The sequence below is a fragment of the Vibrio sp. H11 genome (assembly GCF_004804295.1).
Classification (GTDB): domain Bacteria; phylum Pseudomonadota; class Gammaproteobacteria; order Enterobacterales; family Vibrionaceae; genus Vibrio; species Vibrio ostreae.
On the sequence record NZ_SSHN01000017.1, the window covers coordinates 31,986 to 54,469 of the forward strand.

19 protein-coding genes are annotated in these 22,484 nt (G+C 48.7%); 10 read left to right on the plus strand and 9 right to left on the minus strand.

All coding sequences use genetic code 11. The features are described from left to right. Window positions 1-231: 231 nt before the first annotated feature. A complete protein-coding gene (locus tag E6C74_RS19225) occupies window positions 232-1,326 on the plus strand; it encodes an autoinducer 2-binding periplasmic protein LuxP (RefSeq protein WP_136487663.1) in 1,095 nt (364 codons plus the stop codon). 19 nt (window positions 1,327-1,345) lie between these two features. Continuing rightward, the gene (gene luxQ, locus E6C74_RS19230; protein ID WP_136487664.1) at window positions 1,346-3,934 is read left to right on the plus strand and encodes a quorum-sensing autoinducer 2 sensor kinase/phosphatase LuxQ; all 2,589 of its coding nucleotides are present in this window, start codon (window positions 1,346-1,348) and stop codon (window positions 3,932-3,934) included. 184 nt (window positions 3,935-4,118) lie between these two features. On the opposite strand, the gene E6C74_RS19235 is transcribed toward luxQ, so the two are convergent. Continuing rightward, a complete protein-coding gene (locus E6C74_RS19235) occupies window positions 4,119-4,643 on the minus strand; it encodes a hypothetical protein (RefSeq protein ID WP_136487665.1) in 525 nt (174 codons plus the stop codon). Window positions 4,644-4,914: 271 nt separating this feature from the next. Here E6C74_RS19235 and E6C74_RS19240 point away from each other — a divergent pair, with 271 nt between their 5' ends. The 4 genes from E6C74_RS19240 to modC are packed head-to-tail and all read left to right on the plus strand — an operon-like array spanning window position 4,915 to window position 8,977. Then, window positions 4,915-6,396, plus strand: coding sequence for a cobyric acid synthase (locus tag E6C74_RS19240; RefSeq protein WP_136487666.1), 1,482 nt, complete (start codon window positions 4,915-4,917; stop codon window positions 6,394-6,396). A 1-nt stretch (window position 6,397) separates the two neighbouring features. Continuing rightward, window positions 6,398-7,171 carry a molybdate ABC transporter substrate-binding protein gene (gene modA, locus E6C74_RS19245; RefSeq protein WP_136487667.1) on the plus strand — a complete coding sequence of 258 codons (774 nt, stop codon included), beginning with the start codon at window positions 6,398-6,400 and terminating at the stop codon, window positions 7,169-7,171. Beyond that, entirely contained in the window at window positions 7,152-7,871 is a 720-nt protein-coding gene (gene modB / locus E6C74_RS19250) for a molybdate ABC transporter permease subunit (protein ID WP_136487668.1), read from the plus strand. Before modA ends, modB begins: the two co-directional genes overlap by 20 nt. After that, entirely contained in the window at window positions 7,868-8,977 is a 1,110-nt protein-coding gene (gene modC, locus E6C74_RS19255) for a molybdenum ABC transporter ATP-binding protein ModC (protein WP_136487669.1), read from the plus strand. Before modB ends, modC begins: the two co-directional genes overlap by 4 nt. A gap of 145 nt (window positions 8,978-9,122) precedes the next feature. Here modC and E6C74_RS19260 read toward each other — a convergent pair whose 3' ends face one another. From E6C74_RS19260 to yccS, 4 genes are all read right to left on the minus strand, one after another. Then, window positions 9,123-10,379, minus strand: coding sequence for a hydroxymethylglutaryl-CoA reductase (locus E6C74_RS19260; protein WP_136487670.1), 1,257 nt, complete (start codon window positions 10,377-10,379; stop codon window positions 9,123-9,125). A gap of 115 nt (window positions 10,380-10,494) precedes the next feature. After that, on the minus strand, window positions 10,495-10,782 hold the full coding sequence (locus tag E6C74_RS19265) for a hypothetical protein (RefSeq protein WP_136487671.1): 288 nt from the start codon (window positions 10,780-10,782) through the stop codon (window positions 10,495-10,497). Between the two features lie 193 nt (window positions 10,783-10,975). Next, the gene (locus tag E6C74_RS21025; RefSeq protein ID WP_168797066.1) at window positions 10,976-11,137 is read right to left on the minus strand and encodes a hypothetical protein; all 162 of its coding nucleotides are present in this window, start codon (window positions 11,135-11,137) and stop codon (window positions 10,976-10,978) included. Window positions 11,138-11,358: 221 nt separating this feature from the next. After that, the gene (gene yccS / locus E6C74_RS19270; RefSeq protein ID WP_136487672.1) at window positions 11,359-13,512 is read right to left on the minus strand and encodes a YccS family putative transporter; all 2,154 of its coding nucleotides are present in this window, start codon (window positions 13,510-13,512) and stop codon (window positions 11,359-11,361) included. A gap of 263 nt (window positions 13,513-13,775) precedes the next feature. Here yccS and helD point away from each other — a divergent pair, with 263 nt between their 5' ends. Both helD and pncA read left to right on the plus strand, forming a co-directional pair. Beyond that, complete coding sequence (helD, locus tag E6C74_RS19275; protein ID WP_136487673.1) at window positions 13,776-15,839, plus strand: DNA helicase IV; 2,064 nt, start codon at window positions 13,776-13,778, stop codon at window positions 15,837-15,839. 93 nt (window positions 15,840-15,932) lie between these two features. Next, complete coding sequence (gene pncA, locus E6C74_RS19280; protein WP_136487674.1) at window positions 15,933-16,559, plus strand: bifunctional nicotinamidase/pyrazinamidase; 627 nt, start codon at window positions 15,933-15,935, stop codon at window positions 16,557-16,559. Between the two features lie 161 nt (window positions 16,560-16,720). Here the strand turns inward: pncA and E6C74_RS19285 are convergent, their stop codons facing one another. From E6C74_RS19285 to E6C74_RS19295, 3 genes are all read right to left on the minus strand, one after another. Further along, window positions 16,721-16,999, minus strand: a complete 279-nt coding sequence (locus E6C74_RS19285) for an antibiotic biosynthesis monooxygenase (protein ID WP_136487675.1) — start codon at window positions 16,997-16,999, stop codon at window positions 16,721-16,723. 21 nt (window positions 17,000-17,020) lie between these two features. Then, complete coding sequence (locus tag E6C74_RS19290) at window positions 17,021-17,476, minus strand: methylglyoxal synthase (RefSeq protein WP_136487676.1); 456 nt, start codon at window positions 17,474-17,476, stop codon at window positions 17,021-17,023. A 160-nt stretch (window positions 17,477-17,636) separates the two neighbouring features. After that, entirely contained in the window at window positions 17,637-18,257 is a 621-nt protein-coding gene (locus E6C74_RS19295) for a lysoplasmalogenase (RefSeq protein ID WP_136487677.1), read from the minus strand. A gap of 304 nt (window positions 18,258-18,561) precedes the next feature. Between E6C74_RS19295 and E6C74_RS19300 the strand changes: the two genes are divergently transcribed. Further along, window positions 18,562-19,449: an AraC family transcriptional regulator gene (locus E6C74_RS19300; RefSeq protein WP_136487678.1), complete on the plus strand. Its 888-nt coding sequence runs from the start codon at window positions 18,562-18,564 to the stop codon at window positions 19,447-19,449. Window positions 19,450-19,964: 515 nt separating this feature from the next. Beyond that, window positions 19,965-20,948 carry a homocysteine S-methyltransferase family protein gene (locus E6C74_RS19305; protein ID WP_136487679.1) on the plus strand — a complete coding sequence of 328 codons (984 nt, stop codon included), beginning with the start codon at window positions 19,965-19,967 and terminating at the stop codon, window positions 20,946-20,948. 202 nt (window positions 20,949-21,150) lie between these two features. Here the strand turns inward: E6C74_RS19305 and glgC are convergent, their stop codons facing one another. Further along, window positions 21,151-22,395, minus strand: coding sequence for a glucose-1-phosphate adenylyltransferase (gene glgC / locus E6C74_RS19310; protein WP_256611817.1), 1,245 nt, complete (start codon window positions 22,393-22,395; stop codon window positions 21,151-21,153). Window positions 22,396-22,484 lie beyond the last annotated feature (89 nt).

A 22,484-nucleotide genomic window follows, 5' to 3' on the forward strand; every position in this document is an offset into this window, starting at 1 on the left:
TTATAACTTAGATTATTTATTGTATATACAACCAAGAAAATGTTGTTAATTTAATCACTTGCATAAAAAATTCATGCTTTATTTGCCGTGCAAGCTGTTAATTGTACGCTGTATGCTTAATAATTCTCAGGCAATATTGATTTGCTGATATTACGGCGCTGCTTTGTAAACAAGCACGTCTCAACAATGCGTTGATGGTGTGATTATCAACCAACAGGCGGAATGTGTGGAATGAAGAAGGCGCTCTTTCTCTCTTTTTTACTTGGTTTCACCCCGGTAGCTACGTCCTATTCATCTCAATTGTTGAGCGGATACTGGCATTATCAGGAATTCTTAAATGCTAACCCACAGCAAAAGCAGTTGACTGATCAGTTGTCACGCGCCGTTCGCCAGGCACCAGTTGCAATGGTAGGGGAACAACAAAAGCCCGTATCCATTTCCGTTGTTTTTCCCGGCCAGCAGGTTTCAGACTATTGGGTTCGCAATATAAAAGCGTTCGAAATGCGTATGGAAGAGCTGGGGATTGAATATCAGATCAATCAGGTCTTTACCCGGCCAAATCTGGACACACGTCAGCAAAGTCTCTCTCTGATGGAAGCGTTAAAAAACAATTCTGACTATTTAATTTTTACCCTGGATACGACACGGCACCGAAAGTTTATTGAACATGTACTAAGTTCTTCGCCAACTAAGTTGATCCTGCAAAATATTACGACGCCAGTCCGCGACTGGGACGGCAGACAGCCGATGATGTATGTTGGCTTTGATCATGAAATGGGTGCACTGCAACTGGCCCATTATTATCGTGAGCATGTTCCCAAAGGCAGCAAGTATTCTGTACTGTATTTCTCCGAGGGCTATGTGAGCGATGCGCGTGGTGATACCTTTATTGAGAATATGGAGCGCAGCGGTGATTATCATCTTGCTTCATCGTATTACACCAAGGCGACAGAAGAGAGCGGTTATGAGGCTGCTCTGAATATTGTCAAAAATGATCCCGATATTAAATTCATCTACGCCTGTTCGACAGATGTGGCTTTGGGGGCGGTGAAGGCCCTGAAAGAACTCAACCGGAACGACATTATGGTGAACGGCTGGGGCGGCGGTTCGGCAGAGCTGCAGGCGCTGGAGGATGGCACTTTGGATGTCACCATTATGCGCATGAATGATGATACTGGTATAGCGATGGCCGAAGTGATTAAACGTGATCTCGAAGGGCTGGCTGTCCCGACGGTCTTTTCCGGCGATTTTGAGCTCGTTTCTCATGATGATAAGCAGCAGATCAGCTTATTCAAACAACGTGCGTTTCGGTATTCCGATCGTTAATTAGCCCAAGGAACACTGAGTGAACATCCGGTCCAGTACAGTAAAACAGAAAAGAAGAATTGCGACCTTTATCAGTCGTGCCATCGTGGCGGTGCTGGGCGCCCTCACGCTGGCTGTGCTGTTCCAAAGCTATCAAATCAGCAGCCGGTTAATCTCACAGGAAGTGGCACGCAGTGCTACCCAGACCGCGAGCTTGATCCAGAATCTGTTTAATTACCGTCTTGCTACGTTGCAGATTCACCAGGACAGTAGTGCTAAAAACAGCAGTTTTATTGATGCGTTAAGCAGCGATTCTGGCGCTGCACTTGATCAGTATTTTCTCAGCGTGGACCAACTGGAGTTGAGTAATACTCCGGACATCCGTTTTATCACCGATTTGAAAGAGTTGGTCTGGGAAGACGGTAACGCCCAGTTTTACGGCATTCAAAGCCGAGAAATGAATAAAATTATCCGTCGGGTCTCGGTGAGTAACAATTGGCATTTGGTGCAGACCCCGTCTTTACTGGGTATGACTTATTTGTTAGTACGTCGCTCGCCCGTCGTCAACAGTACGACAGGTGAAGTGATAGGCTTTCTGTTTGTTAGCATAGTGCTTAACAATAATTTTGCCCTGATTGAAACCATTCGTGATAGCAGCAATTCACAGAATTTAATTCTGGCTGTTGGCTCTGAAGTTTTAGCGTCAACTCTCAACGGGGACGAGTCCTACTCGGCGTTTGATGTGATTGAAGATGGCCTGAGTGAAGGGCTGTACGATAAAAACATGGTCAGTAAAGCGGTACTAGATGTCGAAGGTGTGCCTACTTATCTTGAGGTGTATTCGGTACAGAGCAACCAAAATGCGCTGAGCTTACGCGACAACTACTATTTCTGGATGATTTTTGCTCTGGTGGCGATGATCGCGGTCTCTATGCTAATTCGCTGGTGGTTGCAACGTCGTATTGAATCTGAAATTGAAGGCTTGATGACCTATACCCACAACGTTGCTGAGCGCGGTTTGGACGGATTCTTTCCCGGTTCTAAAATTTACGAATTTGACCATTTTGGCCGCACGTTGGAACACACTTTCCAGCGTTTGTCACAGCAGGAAAAGCAATTTGAGGATCTGTTTACTTTCGCTTTATCTCCGACCATTTTGTGGACCAGCGATGGTGAGATGATCCGGATGAATCCGGCTGCTGAGTCTCACTTCAGGCCAAAGGATGCTAATCAGTTGTCTCTGTTCAATGTGTTAAAGGCACAACTGGTACCACAGATAAAGCTGGCCGCACGAGGTGAAATCCTCAATGAGGTGAACACCGAAGTCGACGGTCGGGTTTTCTTGTGGAATCTGTCGCCGATTATTGTGGAGAATCGGGTCGAGTCCATCATTACTCAGGGCCAGGATGTCACTACGATTGCTGAGGCAGAAAAACAGAGCCGCATTGCCCGCAATGAAGCAGAAGAGACCGCGCGAGTACGAGCCGATTTTCTGGCCAAGATGAGCCATGAATTGCGCACGCCGCTTAACGGCATTCTCGGTGTATCTCAGTTACTGAAACGCACGGTGAAATCAAAAGAACAAGCGGAGCAGGTCAACGTTCTGTGCAGCAGTGGTGAACATTTGCTGGCGGTACTGAACGACATCCTCGATTTTTCCAAGATTGAACAAGGCAAGTTTCGTATTCAAAAAGTGGATTTCCGGCTGGTTGATGTGGTTTCAGCGATTGAAAGAATCTACGGGCCGCTATGCAGAGAGAAACAGCTGGAACTGCAACTTGAGAGTAATATTGATGAAGACATTTTCATCAATGGCGATCAGGTTCGCTTAAATCAGGTGCTGTTTAACCTGCTCAACAATGCGGTGAAGTTCACCCATGATGGTTCTATCTCCGTTCAGCTTGAGCTGAATCAGGATGTGTCACCGACCAAGCTGAAAATCGTCGTGCTCGATACCGGTATTGGGATACGCGATCAGGATCTGGCTGCTATTTTCGAACCTTTTGTGCAGGCGGAGTCGACCAATACCCGCGAATATGGCGGTAGCGGCCTGGGGCTCACTATTGTTCACAGTCTGATTGAAATGCTGGGCGGCAGCATTGAGGTTTCTTCTCAGTTTGGCGTCGGCACCCGTTTTGATATCGAATTACCGGTAGAGATTGTTGCCAATGAAGTGCGGGAAGCTGACACCCAGGTTGGTAAATCCCGCTATGATCTTTTCGACGATACTGTTCAGGTATTGATGGTGGAAGATAACCATACCAACGCCTTCATTGCCAAGGCTTTTTGTAATAAATACGGCATGAATGTGGAGTGGGTGACCGATGGCCTCAAAGCGATAGAGAGGGTCAAACAGCAGCATTACGATATGATTCTGATGGATAACCAACTGCCTTATCTGGACGGGGTCGATGCTACCCGGATCATCAAACATGAAATGGGGTTACCGATCCCGGTTTATGCCTGTACTGCGGATGGAATGCTGGAGACACAAGAAGCGTTTATGCAGGCGGGCGCCGAGTACGTAATTGTAAAACCGATCAAAGAAGATACCCTGCATCAGGCACTGGTGAATTTCCAGCTCAATCGTTCAGGGTATAACGCGCCGGTTAAAAAGAATTATTCCTGAACAACTTTTCGAACAGAGACATTTTCAGCTGGTCAGAAAGTTCAATGGCTTCTTCAAATTGTACATTTGATTATATTCCATTTTTTAGCAGTATCGACAATGCAAAGCACGGCTTAGTGACAGCGATATGATCTCTATGTTCAATGTATTCAACATGATCTATATGTTCAACCTGATCGATGAATTAAAACTGAAAACGGACACCCATACTGAATTGCGGGCCCCACACTCCTGCATTTCGCGCTTCAGCGTTCAGCGACATTTGTTGCGTGGAATGGAAACGCACACCAGCGATGATAATAGAGTGCTCTTCAGTCCGGCCAATGCGTCCGTGTACTTCTAACTGATTGGTCAGCCACAGGCGTGAGCCTACGTTTAACTCCATAACGACGTCAGTATTGTGGTTCTCGTCGCCATTACCACGGAGATGGTGCGCGAGAAACTGGCCATAGATGTCAGCGAACGCATTAATCGGGCCGTTGAAACCAATGCCGCCCGCAGCATCCCAGTCTCCTTCCATGCGAGAATCAATTCGCGCGACTAAATGCGTGTTTTCAGTGAAAAATGTGCTGAATTCTCCGCCAAATGATTCCGGACTCACGCCAGTGCGCAGTTCTAAAAAGTTGTAGTTAAAGTTGTTCGCCAACGCCGTTGTTGGCAGGGCAGTGGCAAATGCCACCAGACCGGCCAGACATGTTCTTTTTATCATCACTTGAGTCCTAAAATGGAAATTTAAAAAGGCAGGCAAATTACAGGCCAAATCATGCGATAAATCAATAGCGTAGCGGATGAATATTGTACAAACTGGACCCAAAGGCACAATTTTATCCATATTGAGCGTACTTTTGCGCAGTGCGCTGGGCCGGAATGAGGAAAGATTCGGCGTTGATTCAGATATCTGCCGTCCCCCGCTTGTGCTTTGGCTGCACTCACGGACCAGTTACGTATACAATGGTGAAAACTTCACGATAAGCAGAATTATGGAATCTACATTAAAGGCGCTGATGGTGCAGGGCACAACGTCAGATGCAGGTAAGAGTGTTTTGGTGGCTGGCCTATGCCGAGTGCTTAAACGGCGTAACATCAAGGTAGCCCCATTTAAACCGCAGAATATGGCACTCAACAGTGCCGTCACACCCGATGGCGGAGAAATTGGCCGCGCGCAAGCGGTGCAGGCGATCGCGTGTGGTATCGAGCCGACCGTGCATATGAATCCGGTTCTGCTCAAACCCAATTCGGATACCGGCGCCCAGGTGATTTTACAGGGGCGCGCACTGTCGAATATGGAAGCTAACAGTTATCACGATTACAAAAAAATAGCGATGCACACGGTGCTCGACTCCTTTTCCCGCCTGCAGAGTGAGTATGACAGCGTGATGATTGAAGGGGCCGGGAGCCCGGCGGAGATCAACCTGCGTGCTAATGATATTGCCAATATGGGCTTTGCTGAGGCTGCCGATGTGCCGGTGATTATCGTTGCGGATATTGACCGTGGCGGTGTGTTCGCCCATCTGTATGGCACGCTGGCATTGTTGTCAGAATCGGAGCAGCAGCGCGTCAAAGGCTTTGTCATTAACCGCTTTCGGGGCGACATTAGTTTGCTGCAGTCTGGTCTTGACTGGCTGGAGGAGAAAACCGGTAAGCCGGTGATTGGTGTCTTGCCGTATTTGCATGGTTTTGATCTCGAAGCGGAGGATGCCATTGCAGCCAAACAGGTATTGGGCGATAACGTTAAGCTGAATGTTGTGGTGCCAGTGTTCACCCGGATCAGCAATCACACCGATTTCGATGCCTTACGCCAAAACCCGGATATTAATCTGCGCTATGTCGGTAAAGGTGAACGTCTCGACGGCGCAGATCTGATTATTCTGCCCGGCAGCAAATCAACCCGAGCCGATTTAAAACATCTGCGTGAACAAGGTTGGGACAAAGACATCCTGCGCCACTTGCGTTTGGGAGGCAAAGTGATGGGTATTTGTGGTGGCTATCAGATGCTCGGACATTGGGTACATGATCCTGATGGTGTGGAGGGAGAAGGCGGCAGTACAGCAGGATTAGGGCTACTAGATACAGAGACCACTCTGACGCAAGAGAAGCAGCTCACCAATGTCTCTGGTCAGTTGGATTTAGATGGTGAATCGGTGGCAGTAACTGGTTATGAAATTCATGTCGGTCGTACTGTCTCAGTGTCAAACGAAACGAAAATTAATCCGCTGATCACGTTGACTAATGGGACTGAAGATGGTGTTGTTAGTGAATGTAATCAGATACTTGGTACTTATCTGCACGGTATTTTCGATACATTCTCTGCCGCCCGGCTTATCTGTCAATGGGCAGGAGCTCAGGGTATTCAAACACGCGATCATCTCAAGGCCAAAGAGCAGGCGATCGATCGCATTGCCGATGCAATCGAGGCGCATCTGGATCTTGCACTTTTGTGGCCGCAACTTGACGAGAATTAACATGAAAAAAAGGGCTTTATTAATTAGCGCTATGTTGGCGGCAACACCGGCGTGGGCTACAGATGCGGTCAATATTTACGCAGCGTCATCGATGACCAATGCGGTCGAGGATTTAATCAAAGCGTATGAGTCCGATCATGATGTCGATGTGGTGCCGGTCTTTGGCGGCTCATCTTCTCTGGCTCGTCAGATTGAGCATGGTGCTCCTGCGGATGTGTTTTTGTCGGCGAATGAAAAGTGGGTGCATCACTTGGTTGATAACGACATCGTTCAGGCTGACCATGTCAAATTGCTGGCTGGTAACCAACTGGTGCTGATTAAGCCGGTAGACTCCGACCAGGCTGCCTTTGATGTGGCGGACAAACAGCAATGGCAAACTTTGCTGAAAAACGACCGCATGGCGGTAGGTAACACCGACGCTGTGCCGGTGGGTATCTACTCTAAAGAAGCGCTGACCAATCTTGATGTATGGAAAACCGTTGAACCTAAGCTGGCGCAAACTGCCAATGTCCGTTTAGCTCTGGCACTGGTAGAACGCGGAGAAGCGCCTTTGGGGATGGTTTACAAAACCGATGCGATTCTGACTGACAAAGTCGCTATTCTGTCAACGTTTAAACCCACGTTGCACAGCGCTATCCATTACCCGCTGGTGCAGATTTCTGATACTCAGGCCAGCGCCAATTTCGTTCAATTCTTACAATCAGACAAAGCGAAAGCCGTGATGCAGCAATATGGTTTCCGCACTGACATGGGAAATGAAAAATTTGTTGAATAGCGACAGCTTTTTGACCCCATACGAATGGACTGCACTGCTGCTCAGCCTGAAAGTGGCCGGGTATGCAGTGTTATGGTTGCTTCCGGTTGGTCTGATCATCGGCTGGCTGCTGGCTCGTAAAGAGTTTGTTGGTAAGAGTGCGTTAGACAGCCTGGTTCATTTACCTTTGGTGCTGCCTCCGGTGGTGATCGGCTATCTGCTGTTGATCTCAATGGGCAAAAAGGGACTGATTGGGCAGTGGTTTCATGACTGGTTTGGTATCACGTTCAGTTTCAGTTGGCGCGGTGCGGTCCTGGCGTGTGTGGTGATTGCTTTGCCACTCATGGTGCGTTCGATACGCCTTAGCCTGGAAAGTGTTGATCCTAAACTTGAGCAGGCCGCCCGCACATTAGGTGCCTCGCCACTCAAGGTGTTTGTCACTGTGACGTTGCCGCTGACGTTGCCCGGTATTATCACTGGAGTGATGTTGTCGTTTGCCCGCAGCCTGGGTGAATTTGGCGCGACAATTAGCTTTGTGTCCAATATTCCGGGGCAAACCCAGACGATTCCTCTGGCTATGTACAACTTCCTCGAAACGCCGGGAGCAGAACTGCAGGCGGCACGCTTGTGTGTTATCTCGATTGTGATTGCCCTGTTGTCACTGTTTATCTCTGAATTGATTAGCCGGCGAATGAAGAGAAAACTGGGGGTCAGTCAATGAGCCAGTTACAGGTGCAGTTCCAAAAGTCGTTGGGCAGCACAATGCTCGATGTCGACCTGGTTTTACCTGGTCAAGGCATTACTGCTGTGTTTGGCCGTTCTGGTGCCGGGAAAACCTCGTTCATCAATGTGATCAGTGGCTTAATCAGACCGGATGCAGGTTTGATTACGGTTAATGAACGGGTGTTATTCAACAGCGCGGCGAAGGTCAGTCTGCCAGTCGAGCGCCGCCGTATTGGCTATGTGTTCCAGGAAGCCCGGCTGTTTCCGCACTATACGGTGCGCGGTAACCTGAATTATGGCGTGCGGGTTAAAGATGACGGTTATTTCGATTCTGTCGTGGCATTGCTGGCATTGGAGCCTTTACTGGCGCGTTATCCGAACGCCTTGTCCGGAGGGGAAAAACAGCGGGTGGCGATTGGCCGCGCGCTGTTGTCCAAGCCGGATTTGTTGTTGATGGATGAGCCACTGGCCTCGTTAGATTTACCGCGTAAACGGGAAGTGATGCCGTTTCTTGAGCAGTTGTCACAACAGGTGCAGATTCCTATTTTGTATGTTACCCACAGTATGAATGAAATTCTGCGTCTGGCGCAGCACCTGGTCGTGCTGGATGGCGGTAAGGTTGTCGCATCAGGGCCGATTGAAGAAGTCTGGTCATCGTGCAGTATGCGACCCTGGCAGTCGTTTAGCGAGCAGAGTACTTTGTTTTCTGCGACCATTAGCCGGCACCAGTCTCGTTATGGCCTGACTCAGATTGAGCTCGCCAAAGGGGTTGGTTTGTGGGTTCAGCAAGTCAGCGGTGAACCGGGCGCTGCGATTAGGCTGCAGATTCGCGCCAACGATGTATCGGTGACATTAAATGATCCGGGTAAAACTTCGATTCGCAACATTCTCGCCGCTACCATTGCTGACATTGAATACCATCAGCAGGGTGAGGATAAAAAGAGTATCGCTCTCAAGCTTGAACTGGCGCCAGAGTGCTATTTATGGGCGGTGATTACCGAGTGGGCGCTGCAAGATCTCCAGCTTGAGGTTGGGATGTCGGTTTACGCGCAGATCAAAGGTGTCAGTGTGTCCCAGCGCGATATGGTGTTGAGTCAGGTGTGAATCTGTTGCAATACAGTGCTGCGGCCCTCCATTGTGAGGGCCTGTTTTACTGGGGTTTGGTGTAAGAGAGATGGCGAGCACGCATCTCGATAAAGTGAGTTTCGTTACAACGCTTGTCTAAGCCGCGTTTTCGTCGAAAAAACAATCAACGAGCCAGTTTATGGTGCGCACGGGAGAAGTGGCCGGCACTGAATGCGCCGACAATAGACAGTTCGCCTGCCAGGCACAAACCAGCCACAACCTCTGCCAGTGCGCGTGCTTTTCCCTTTCCGGCCAGGCCGAGAATATCCAGACAGGCTTTCTGACTCGGCAGTCCGGTGCCACCACCCACCGTACCCACCATAATATTCGGCAGGGTGACACAAGCGTATAAGCCACCCTGTGCATTCACTTCCATTCTGGTAATGCCGACGGCTGATTCGGCAACACAGGCAGCATCCTGACCACAGGCAATATAGAGCGCAGCTAATGCATTAGCATAGTGCGCATTAACGCCGATTCCGCCGCTGAGTGTCGCGCCTAACGTCGTCATGTGGCCAAACTCCACCATATTCTTTGGCGTGGTGTGCAAATATTTTTTAACCAGCGTGGCTGGCAGATGGACTTCAGCGGTCACTTTTTTACCGCGCACACTGCGCAGAACGTGACTGTTTGCTTTCTTATCGCCGGAGAGATTGCCGTCCAGAAACGCCTGCTGCGGACTGACCGGAGCATGCGCCAGAATGAATTCAAACACCGCGTTGGTAGCAATCGTGACCATATTCTGGCCGGATGCATCGCCGGTGGTGTACTCAAACACCAAATAGACGTGATTGCCTTCAATCGAAACGTTGATGTCATGCAGGCGGCCATGTTGAGTGGTGGACTGTGCAATCGACTTAAATTGGTCGTATTGGGTAGTAATCCAGGCGACAAATTGTCCGGCTTCGGCCAGGTTATAGAAGGAAAAAACCGGTGTTCGGGTTATTCCTTCATTGAGCAGCATAGCGCTCACCCCGCCCGCTGCGGTAATCAGGCGGCATCCACGGTGATAGGAGGCAACCAAAGCGGCTTCTGTGGTGGCAAGAGGAATCGCATAATCACCATTGGCGTGTAAGCCGTTGATCCGCAGTGGTCCGGCTATACCGACCGGCACTTTTACCGTGCCGATAAAGTGTTCAATGTTCTTCTCGTAACGCGCCATATTTTGTGCCGTCTGGGGATCAAGCAGGTGATCTCTGGCGTGACGGATATCTATTTGCTGCCAACGCTTTTGTACTTGCTTGTGGTTCAGCGCTGCGCTAAGAGGTAAAGACGTGGTGGGAGTGAGTTTGGGGTCAAGGGCGGCACTAAACTGTTCGTTCGTCAGCGCAGGGTGAAGATCAAGTGGGGCATCGTGACGAAGCGAGTTTAATTTAGGCATGGCGATTAGAGAGCATCAGTCAAAATTGGACTGCATTGTACCGCTGACAGGAACAAACTCAATGTTTTGTCACAGCCGGTGACAAATTAATACCGGAGGAGAGTCAATGCTTAAATTAAACACTGATATCAAGCAGGCTGCCGATCATATCCTGATCGCGCTGTAAAACATGAGTCCCAATTCGGTTGTATTGTTGAGCCTGATTGAGCCGCACCAATGAATCGACGTTGTCAGGAGCCGGCTGAGGTTTATCCAATTCCACTTTATTGAAGGCAAGAGCATCGTTGTTGGTATTGGCAGGGTTGACAACTTGGTTACGCTGAATGTCACGCGCAGCATCGTCAGCCATCTTTGAAGATTGCTGAATAATCGAATAACCTGGTTGTACGGATGACACTGACATAGGCGTTCCTCTCTGCTGATCGCAGCATATGGTGATAAATTAACCAATGCAAGCATTTTGAGAACATCACGTTGACATCTGTTGCTGCCTGTCAACTGAGCAGGCTTGAAACCGATAGTTTTTTAAACAGAAGTGCGTTTTCTAAATCATCAGTTGGCTTTCTATAGCAGCAGAGGAGTATAAAACCTGACGCTTAGGAAAACAGACTGACGATTGCGTCCATCTCTTCATCAGTTAATATCGTCGCCGGCTCATCGCTCAGTGAGTGACGGATTTCACCTTGTAAAGATTTCAACTGCTGAGGTGTCAGGAGTTTAAGCTGTGATTTAAGTTGTTCAAACTGGATACTGTTCATTGCTGTATTCCGGATAACGGGTCTGTGGTGGCGCAACAATCTTTGGTGTTCTTCTTCCATAATGGTCTTACTCAGGTAAGAACGGCATGAGTAAAATTTAGTATTTGCCAGCGGTTTTTTTGTCCGAAATGTGTTAATAAAACGCAAAAAGAGGCCCAGTTTGGCCTCTTTAATAACGGAATATGTTTAATTATGAATTGGTTGTATATTGCGCGGTGAGGTCAGTTAACCCGCACCGCGAACTTGCTGGCAAGTGAATGAAGTTCGGGCAACATGCGATAAATAAGATGCAACTGTTGCAGTACCATACGTGCCGAGCTGTCATCCTCTTCGCGCCATTCTGACAGACGTTTTTCCAGCCCTTCAGAATTGATCGCACTGATGTCGCATTCCCCCTCTCGGGTAAACAGTTGTTGATACAAGACGTCCAGATGTTTATGAATGGCACGGTGCGAGTCGAGTACCAGTTGATGCACGGTTTCATCATCAATCCGGGTACGATGCGCGCCGAGCGCGGAGATGTAACTCAGTAACGCATGACTCAGGGTCAGAAAGCGATAGCTCTCATCGGTAGCCGCGCGGTACTTACCCGGTTCAGCCAACATGTTACTCACGGCCGCAGCCAGAGAAGCATCCTGATTGTGTGCGTTACGCCGGGCGATACGATAGGTCAGGTTGTCTTTCTTACCAATACGGTACTGACCGATAATCTGGTCCAGATATGTCTTATTGGCCTGGATAGTATCAGCCATCACCTTGTGCAGACGTTTTGAGTGCCAGTCCGGCAAGATAAAGGCCACGGCAGCGACCGCTAATCCGCAGCCGATAAGTGTATCGGCCAGACGGGGCAGGACCACCGCAAAACCTTCACCCAGTTGGTTAAAACAAAACAGCACCAGCAGGGTAATAAAGCCGGTCGCATAACCATAGTTGTTAAGACGAAACGCAAAGAACATGACTCCGGAGAAGACAATAAAGACCAATTGGCTTTCCTGAGACGGGAAAAACGTAAGCAGTGGTACCCCGATCAGCAGACCGGCCAGAGTACCTATAATACGAGAGGTCAGTTTTTTACGCGTGGCGGCGTAGTTGGGCTGGCAGACAAACAAAGTCGTCAGCAGGATCCAGTAGCCCCGTTCCAGGCCCAGTCCCTGTAAAATGCCGTAACCGAGAGTTAACGCTATCGACATCCGCACCGCGTGGCGAAACAGCAGCGAATCTTTATTCATATTGGCTTTAATACGCAGCCACATTGATTTGAGTGTATGTGCTTCGGTATCGTCCAGTTCATCGTCTTCCGGTTTGCTCACGTCCGGGTTGCTTACGTTACTTAACTGGCGTTCAACGGTGGCAAGGTTATTGAACAGATAACCGAGCTGTGCAAGCAGCATTTTCCATTCCGGTTGTTTTTGCTGCTGAAGATAGGTCAGTGAAAGCTGAAGTTCATCCAAGGCCAGTACCGAGTCACTGGCGTGCTCATAGTGAGCACCGATACGAATGGAGTGAGCAATGTCGCGACAGGCTTTGGCCTGAGTCTCGAGAAGATGTTTGAAGCGGAACATGACGTCTGTACGGCCAAAATGGTCTGCCAGCTCCTGATAGCGATAGTGGGTGGAGCTGACCCGTTCATGAATATCCTGGGCAACAAAATAAATTTTCAGAAAGCGGTCGCTGGCACCGTCAACGTGGCCTCGCTTGGAGCGGGTCAGGAAAGTCGCTTTACACTGATTCAAGGCACTGACGGTCGATGCGTTGAGGTTCGCTTCGGTAATGCGGTGCGGTTGTGGCGCCAGGTTCGACACCGGATGAAACAGTTTGGATTTGGCATCAAGGTAGTTGGCTAACTGGACAAATACATTCGCCAGATCCTGCTGCACCGGCTGAGTTGGCCACAGTGCGTGCCAGAGCATAGAAACCAGGTAATACCAGGCAGAACCGCTCAGTAACAGTAAAGGCTGGAACCAGATGTTGGTGCTTTGGTCTGCGCCGAGCATGGCATAAATGGCGATCAGCAGAGAGCCGAACGCAATGCTGGCGTAACGGGCTCCCATTGCACCGAGCATGGTAAAGCCAAACGTTGAAATAAACAGGCCGAGCGCAAACAATGGCGGTGTGTCGAACAGAATTTCAATTGAGAAAGAGGCTACAGCAAAACAGACAAATGTCAGCGAAATGGCTTTCAAGCGTCCGGTAAAGCTATCATCACGTTCTGCCAATGCAGCGGCGATCACGCCAAGGATCAGCGGCGTGACCCAGGTATTGAGGTTGTAATGCCAGGCCGGAATGACAACACCGAGTAAGGTGACCAGAATCAGGACACTGTAGTTGATGGTTTTGTTGGCCCAGTAAAGACGAAGTTGATTGGTTAACTGCACTGTTGATCTACACGCCAGACGGAAAAGTGAGAGTGTAGCAGAACCCGATGCTAAGAATCTGATCAAAAATAAAAAATCATTAGTTTTGCTGATAATGTGAGACAAAGGCTGAGTGAATTTTGCCCGTGAAGCGGTGAATTGTCCGCCAGACAGGCAGGAACAGAAACCTGGCGGTGTTGCGTGTGGCAACTTTGACATTAATTTTTCATAGCGACAGTGGTTTACGTTATTATGGCCGCAACGAAACAGGTGAGTAAATATCCATGCAGCTAAGTGCAAAAAAGTCTGCACAATTTTTTATTTCTAACGAATATCATCAGGTAAAACTGGAGGACGAACTGGTTGTTCTCTCGTCCCATCTGAGTGAAGAGCGGATCCCGTTTAATATCTGGAATGGTCAGATCAAAGTCCATCGCGGTTTGCTGTGGGGCGCTTTACAGTTTTTCGCCTATGAAGAGCAAGGGATCCAGCGTTCATGGATGGTGCAGGGGCTGCCCTGGCCCGATTGCCGTCATTTTGCTCATCAGTTGGTCAATTTGTATCAGCAATGGCACAACCGTCAGTGCCAGATGCTGGGTGAATACTTACCTGACTGGCAGCAGAAACTGACTCAGTTGCAGCGCTTACCTTCATTTCTGCCGCATTCGGCAGTGGATAACTGGGTCACCAGTGTATTTGATGATCTGGCTAAAATAGGGATGACGTTAGAAGAAGCTCATCAGCGCCTGCCTGAACATATTGAAAAACTGGTGCCTTGGTTACTCGACACCACACAGTCGCTGACCGAGCGTAATCACGATTGGATCGAAACCGAACGTCGCAACTGGGAAGTCCTGTTTTCGACGCTGGAATCTTCTGCGCTTAACTTGTCCCAGCAACAGGCGGTGTTGCTCAATGATGATCATAACCTGGTGCTGGCCGGAGCCGGCTCCGGTAAAACCAGTGTTCTCACCGCGCGAGTTGCCTATCTGCTGCAGAGCCATTTGGCTCGTGCAGAACAGATTTTGCTGGTTGCCTTTGGCCGCGATGCCGCTAAGGAAATGGAAGCGCGACTGAGTGATAAAATTGGTTTGGCGGCCGAGCAGGCGCGGGTCAATACCTTCCACCAGTTAGGGCTTTACATTCTTAACCGGGTTGAAACCGAAAGCGTGGTGATATCTCCGATCGTTTTGGACGACAAGCTGAAAAAGGCGTGGTGTATTGACTGGTTAAAACGTCACTGGATGACTCCGACCAACTTTAAACGTTGGCAAAAACACCTCACTAAATGGCCGATTGCTTATTTGGCAGGTGACGATGAACTGGGCAGCCATGTTGAGAATCCTAAATTGATTGCCTGGCTGGAGCGTCAGCTGGATCAACTGGCTCAATTGAGTCTGTCGAAAAAAGAGTTCCAGCAACAGTTGGTCGAACATCCTGATTACACGCGACTTAACAGCGAACTGGCACTGACCTGGCCGTGTTACCAGGCTTGGCAGCAGATGCTGAAAGAGACCAATCATATCGATTTCAACCTCATGATCAGTCGCGCCACTGACTACGTGAAGAAAGGTAAATTCGTCTGTCCGTGGAAATTTATCATGATCGATGAGTACCAGGATATTTCACCACCCCGGCTGGCGTTGATTCAGGCGTTGTGTGAACAGAATGCCGATCAAACCAATCTGTTTGCTGTCGGTGATGACTGGCAATCTATTTACCAGTTTGCCGGTTCGGATGTGGACTTAACGACGGACTTTTCCGCCCGTTTCCCACACTCAACGGTACATTATCTCGATACGACCTATCGTTTTAACGATCAGATAGGTTCGGTAGCGAATCAGTTCGTTCAGCAGAATCCACATCAGTTGCCGAAGACGCTTAACAGCTTTAAGACCCAGAAACAAAAGGCGGTCTATCTGGCACCGAGCAGTAACGTGGAGAAGATCCTGGATCAGCTTAATCGTCAGGCCAATGGTATCAAGAGCGTGCTGTTACTGGGACGCAATCATTACCATAAACCTGAGTTACTGCGTGACTGGCAGAATCGCTACCTGTCACTCAAAATGGAATTCATGACCTGCCATGCCAGTAAGGGTAAAGAAGCGGATTACGTTATTGTCCTGGCGGTCGATGAAGGTCAGTTCCCGGCCAGGGTTAAAGCCATACATCTTGATGGCGCGTTAACGCAATCGGCGCACGATTTTGCCTATGCAGAGGAGCGACGTCTGTTCTATGTTGCGATGACCCGGGCCAAAGAAAAAGTGTGGGTCACGTTTAACGGCAGTGGCTCGACATTTGCGCAGGAGTTAGCAGACGGAAACTATGCAGTTGTTAAGCAAAAATAATCCTGGTATCGATATGAGTAACCAAGGAAGCACTTTGCTAGCAAGGAACCACTTTGTTCGTAAAGAACGATTTTGTGAGTAAGGAAGCATTTTATGAGTAAGGCACTGATTTTAGTCGATGTTCAAAATGATTTTTCCCCCAGTGGAGCATTACCGGTGCCGCAAGGTGATCAAATCGTACCGGTCATCAACCAACTGATCCCTCATTTCGAGCATGTGATTGCAACCAAAGACTGGCACCCGGCCGGACACGCCAGTTTTGCTTCTGTTCAGGGTAAGCAACCTGGAGACGTGATTGATTTAAAAGGGATCAGTCAAATTATGTGGCCCGATCATTGTGTGCAGTTTTCACACGGCGCAGAATTTATTGCCGGCTTAAACAGTGAGGCGATTACACACACGGTTGTGAAGGGGACCAATCCGTCTATCGACAGTTATAGCGGCTTTTTTGATAATCAGCGTTTGCAAAGTACAGGTCTGAGTGACTACCTCTCTGAGCAGGGAATCGATGAAGTGTATGTTGTCGGTCTGGCGACCGATTATTGTGTCAAGTTCACTGCATTAGATGCGGTCTCGCTGGGTCTTCGTACCTGGGTGATCAAAGATGCATGCCGGGGCGTCAATATTGCCCCGCAAGATAGCGACGATGCTTTTCAGGCTATGCAGGATGCCGGCTGTGAAGTGATTTCATCGTCGGTATTCTTGGCGCAGCAGATGTAGCCAGCGAAGACGATGGATGAATCTCTGTTGCTCGCAGCCAGAATACAACAAAGCCGTTGGGCAGCTTTGTTGTATCTGCAGGTGACTGGTGTATCTGCAGGTGACTGTTGTATCTGCAAGGCGACTGTGGTATCAGCGCTCAGGCAGAGCCGGTACAGGACTTAATCGCCACTGATTTGGTAGTGTCTGGCGACATTGGCGGTGATTTTTCCCCATGGTGAGGCTTTGGCCCTGGCTTGATGCTGTTCAAAGGCGTTACGGTCAACAAACTCCTCATACACATCAAAACGATTTGGATTGCCTGGCGTGGGTGTGACATCAAACACCAGACATCCGCTTTCGGCAAGGGTCAGGCACTTATGTTCTGCTAATGCTTGTTTTACTGCGGCTAAATCTTCATTCTCAACCACAATATAGCCGCTTAAAGTCACCTTACCCATTTAAATTCCTTGTGGTTAGGTTCAGATACGTTCAGCCAGGTAAGCCTGATAATCCGGGATCTCAATATCGACATCCTGCGCCATTAACTCTGAATTAAACAGAAACTTAGCGGTCGCACGGTTAGTCGCAACCGGAATGTTCCACACGCTGGCGATGCGCAGTAGAGCTTTGACATCCGGATCATGCGGGACGGCGTTGAGTGGATCCCAGAAGAAAATCAGGACATCAATTTTACCTTCAGAAATCAGAGCACCGATCTGCTGATCACCGCCCATCGGGCCACTGATCATACTGGTAATTTCAAGGCCGGTTTCTTTGCTCAGCATATGGCCGGTTGTACCGGTTGCGTACAAGGCATGATGTTCCAGCTTGTTTTGGTTCTCTTTCACCCAGCGCAGCAGTTCGCCTTTGTAGTTATCGTGAGCAACCAGAGCCACATGCTTGCGCTGTGACATAGTACGCGTGGTCTTTTTCATTGATGACCTTCCTAATGTTTGATACGTCTGTTATTAAACTCAGATGTTAATAACCAAAATGGTTTGCCTATTCAATGGCTTTTATCAAAAAAGGTGCGCTTGAGGTGGTCACAGATAACGAATTCAATATTCCGCGCCCGTTCCGGGCACGAAATGATGGCTATAGCACAATGGCTGACCACGCCAGCAGGGCATGCGCGAGATAGTAACTCACCAGCACCGCCTGACGAGTGAGGAGCGTCGAAGTTAAGAAACGGTTTCTGGCCCACATTAAATCACACAACAGCAGCATGAAAGCACCCATGATAGCGAGGTTGGCCGATGTCGACTGGCTGCTGAGCCAATACTCGGCGCTCGAAGAACCCAAAGTTGCAATCACTACCAGATAGATCAGAACCGGTACCATCAAGCGCTCCAGATTGGGCAGCAGCAGGAGGAACGTCAGGATACCGAGTGCAAAAATGACCACAGGGATCCACCAGGTCACCGAGCCGACCATGCTGATAAATCCTATCACGTAGCAGATGTGGGCGAGTAAATAGCCGGCGGAGGCGAGTCGGCTGTTATCTCCTGTCAGGGAGATAACACTGTCAGCCAAGGCGAAGACCAGCAGACCGCTACTGACCCATAACGCTAATGGGGTACGGGTGGCTGAGCTGAATAAAATGGCCGTTGCCATCAGCAGCAGTGGCAGTGGTTTAGTCAGTGAACACAACCAGCGTGGCCCACGCTCGTCAGAAAACAGTTGAATACAGGATACGATCAGAATACTTGGCCACATAAATATTTCCCGGTTAAGACACGGCGCGAATAAGCACATGAATAATAACAGGAATACAATTATCAGAGTAGAGCTATTGCGTCATGGTCGTGCAAAGGGTGACCGAACACTCAGCGGGAAAAATGGGGAAACACGTTTGCCCCCAAAACAGTGGACTTGGAACCGGATACGGATCGTAAAATTAAAGTGTGCATAATAATATTCACTTTACGGCTATTGAAGTTTGATTTGTGCAATTAAATTGCCTGATTCTATATTTTGTGGCAGATTGGAGGCCGTTTATTTAGGGAGTGAGTGGTAATCTATGACTGAACTGGCAGAGCTGATGCAAAGGTATGTCGAGCAGTACTCGTTGTCTGATCTGGAAGGGGCCATTCAAACCGATATTCCCGGCGTACATTTTTACCGCAGTGAGAAGGGTAACCCACGTCAGCCTTTTGTTTACCAGTCCGGTATTATCATTTTGGGGCAGGGTCACAAAGATATTCATATCGGGAGTAATGCTGTGCATTACGGACCCAATGACTATCTGGTGGTTGGGGTGCCCATGCCGCTCGAGTGCGAGGCGCTCGTTGAACCTGGCAAGCCTTTGCTCGGACTGAGTATCGATATTGATCATTCTATCTTGCTGAAACAGATCGATTTACTCGAACAGGCCGAATTTACGCCGCTACAACAATGTAAAGCCAATCCGTGTGGTATTCAGGCGGTAGCGATGAATACTGAGATGCAGAGCAGTTGCAAGCGAATCATGCAGGCTCTGATTGATGGTCTCGAAGCTCAGGTTTTGGGTACGTCTTTGTTAGAAGAGATGATCTTCAGGGCATTGACCAGTTGTGAAGGGCATGTGCTGTTTGAACTGGCTTACCATGAGGGCCATTACGCCCGGGTTGCGAAAGCATTGAGTAAGGTTCATCGGGATTATGCTCAACCGCTGACGGTGCAGGCTTTGGCTGAAGAGGCCAATATGAGTATTTCAGCCTTTCATCAGGCGTTTCGACGGGTCACAATGGAATCACCGTTGCAGTATCTGAAAAAGGTTCGCCTCAATAAAGCCAAAGAGCTTATCCATATTGAAGGGAAACGGGTGAATGATGCTGCGTATTTGGTGGGCTACACCAGTACTTCGCAGTTTTCCCGTGAGTACAAACGTCATTTCAATGAAACGCCTCGCGGCATAAAAGCCGCCTAAAAGAGGAATAAAATTGGTTCAGATTTACTCTTTTCGTGCACTATCTAAAACGAGATACTAAAACTCCCCCGTACAAGTCACTGGTCAGCGAAAGTCGGTAACTTTCTGTTTGATAGTAAGTTTCTTGATAGTAACTATCGGTTTTCGAGTAACTATTGATTTGAAGGCAAGTTACGACTCGCTTTTAGATTGCGACTTATGTTCAAGCCAGGCGTTACCTAGTACCTTGTAGACAAGTGCCTTGGACACAAAAAGCATCGTTATGCTTCTGATGTATTTACCCGTATTCATGTTGAATACGGGTTTTTTTAATCTGTTCCTTTTTTGGGACGAGATCTAAATAGTCCCTTAAAGCTCACCTTTCTTAAAGAAATAAATGATTGTGTTGACTATATTGTCATTATGGTTCCTGCCGTACGCTGCTCCGATGAATAGAGGAGGGTCAGCATAGCAGTGAAGGTATAAGCATGGTTTGTCCACACTTTCAGGGATGGGTTCCCCGATTAGGAGGGGAGATGGCTAAATATAGATATGCATTACCCCAGCTTCAAGGTGGATTTTTTATGACTGATGGTGGCCTGGAAACGACGCTGATCTATCTGGAACATTTTGATTTACCTGTATTTGCCGCTTTTGTTTTGCTGCAAAATGAACAGGGAGAACGAGCCTTAAGACGCTATTATGCCTCTTACGCCAAGATAGCCCGACGCCATGATGTCGGTTTAATTTTGGAAACGGCGACCTGGCGGGCCAATCCGGAGTACGCTGGACGTCTGGGATACAGTCTGGCACAGCTTGAAACGGAAATACGCAAAGCCGTCAGTTTGTTACTTGATATTCGTCAGGAGTATGAATCGCCGCACACTCCGGTGGTGATCAGTGGTTGTCTCGGTCCCCGTGGGGATGGTTACATCGCACAGCAACGGATGACCGCTCAGGAAGCCGATGATTATCACGATTTTCAAATCCACAGTTTTACCACCGCAGCTGCGGATTTGGTTACCGCGCTGACGCTCACTTATGCCGAGGAAGCGATTGGCATCTCTATGGCGGCCAGGCGGCACGCCATGCCGGTGGTGATTTCGTTTACAGTTGAAACTGATGGCCGTCTGCCGTCAGGTCAACCGTTAGGTGAAGCGATTTGTCAGGTTGAACTCGATACCGATGCTTATCCGTCGTACTACATGATCAATTGCGCTCATCCAAGTCATTTCAGGGCCGCAGTCAGTGGTGGTGAACCTTGGGTTAGGCGCATACATGGCCTTAGGGCCAATGCCTCCGCACTGAGTCACACTGAATTGGAACAGTGTACCAAGCTGGACGATGGTAATCCGCACCAGCTCAGCCTTGACTACACACAGCTGCTCAGTAAGTCAATGCGCCACGTTAACATTGTCGGGGGGTGTTGTGGTACCGACACCCGTCACTTAGAGCGAATTGTCGCAAGCTGTTTACCCGTTTACCGTCAAGGAAAGAATGATAAACCGTTAAATAGTTAAATAGTTAAATAGTTAAATAGTTAAATAGTTAACTGGGGAATCGTGGAAATGGCTTCGCAGTGATTAAGAGGCACTGAGTGTTACGTGTTATACCTATAGGCAGAGTAGGGCAGATGGGGCGGCGGTGAAGAGGAATCACCTTGCGTGACTCCTCTCGACTGATGGCCGGTTACCATTTTAGTAACAGCGGCGATTCGTGGGTTCAGAACTGGTAGCTTTCCGGAACGACCACTATGCCTTTTTCGGAAATACGGAAACGTTTCGCATCTTCAATCGGATTCAGTCCGATCTGGGTATGCGGCGGAATTTTTACGTGTTTGTCGATAATACAATTGACCAACTGGCAACCGTCACCGACTTCAACATCGTCAAACAGAATACAATCAACAATGGTTGCACTATCGTTGATACGTACGCCGGATGAAATGACCGAGTGTTGCACGGAACCACCAGAGTTGACTACGCCGTTGGCGATGATGGAGTTGATGAAAATGCCCTCATTACCTGTGGCGGAGGAGACGGTCCGGGCTGGTGGCAACTGCGGTTCATAAGTACGAATCGCCCAGTTTTTCTGGTACAGATTCATTGGCGGAACAGGTTCCAGCAGATCCATATTGGCTTCATAGAACGAATCTATGGTACCCACATCGCGCCAGTAGTTATCTTTGGCAACCCGACCTTTTTCGTCACCAAACTGATAAGCGTAGACGTTATTGTCAGGGATCAGTTTCGGGATGATGTCTTTACCAAAATCATGACTGGAAGCATCATTTTCCGCATCTTCTTTCAGCACTTGTTGTAACACAGCCATATCGAAGATATAGATCCCCATGGATGCCAGACTCCGGTCAGGCCGGTTTGGCATAGATGGCGGATCGCTCGGTTTTTCAATGAATGACGTGATACGGTGTTCGTCATCAATCGCCATTACACCAAACGCTTTTGCTTCTTCGCGTGCAACATCCATACAGGCAATAGTCAGTGCCGCGCCTTTTTCACGGTGCTCATCCAGCATCGCGGCATAGTCCATGCGATAGATATGATCGCCGGACAGAACAACGACGTGTTTGGCATCGCTGCGCGACAGTAACCACATGTTGTGGAACAGGGCGTCGGCCGTCCCTTCGTACCATTTACCACCTTTACGCATTTGTGGGGGGACCACAGTGATGAATTCGCCCAATTCAGGATTGAATATGGACCAGCCATCGCGTAAATGCTTTTGTAACGAGTGCGATTTGTATTGCGTCAACACCAAGATGCGACGTAACCCGGAATGCAGACAGTTGGTAAGTGTAAAATCGATAATACGGTATTTACCGCCAAATGGTACGGCAGGTTTAGCGCGGTCATCGGTTAGCGGGGATAGTCGCGAGCCGACACCACCGGCAAGCACGACTGCTAAGGTATCTTGCATCTTATTTCTCCCTAAATATGTGCAATTCATAACCATCTTAGAGAGTAGTACAAGTTTCACGCCAATATTGAAAACACTGTCGAATATGGGCTTTGGGTTACATAAGTTCTCACTAATGC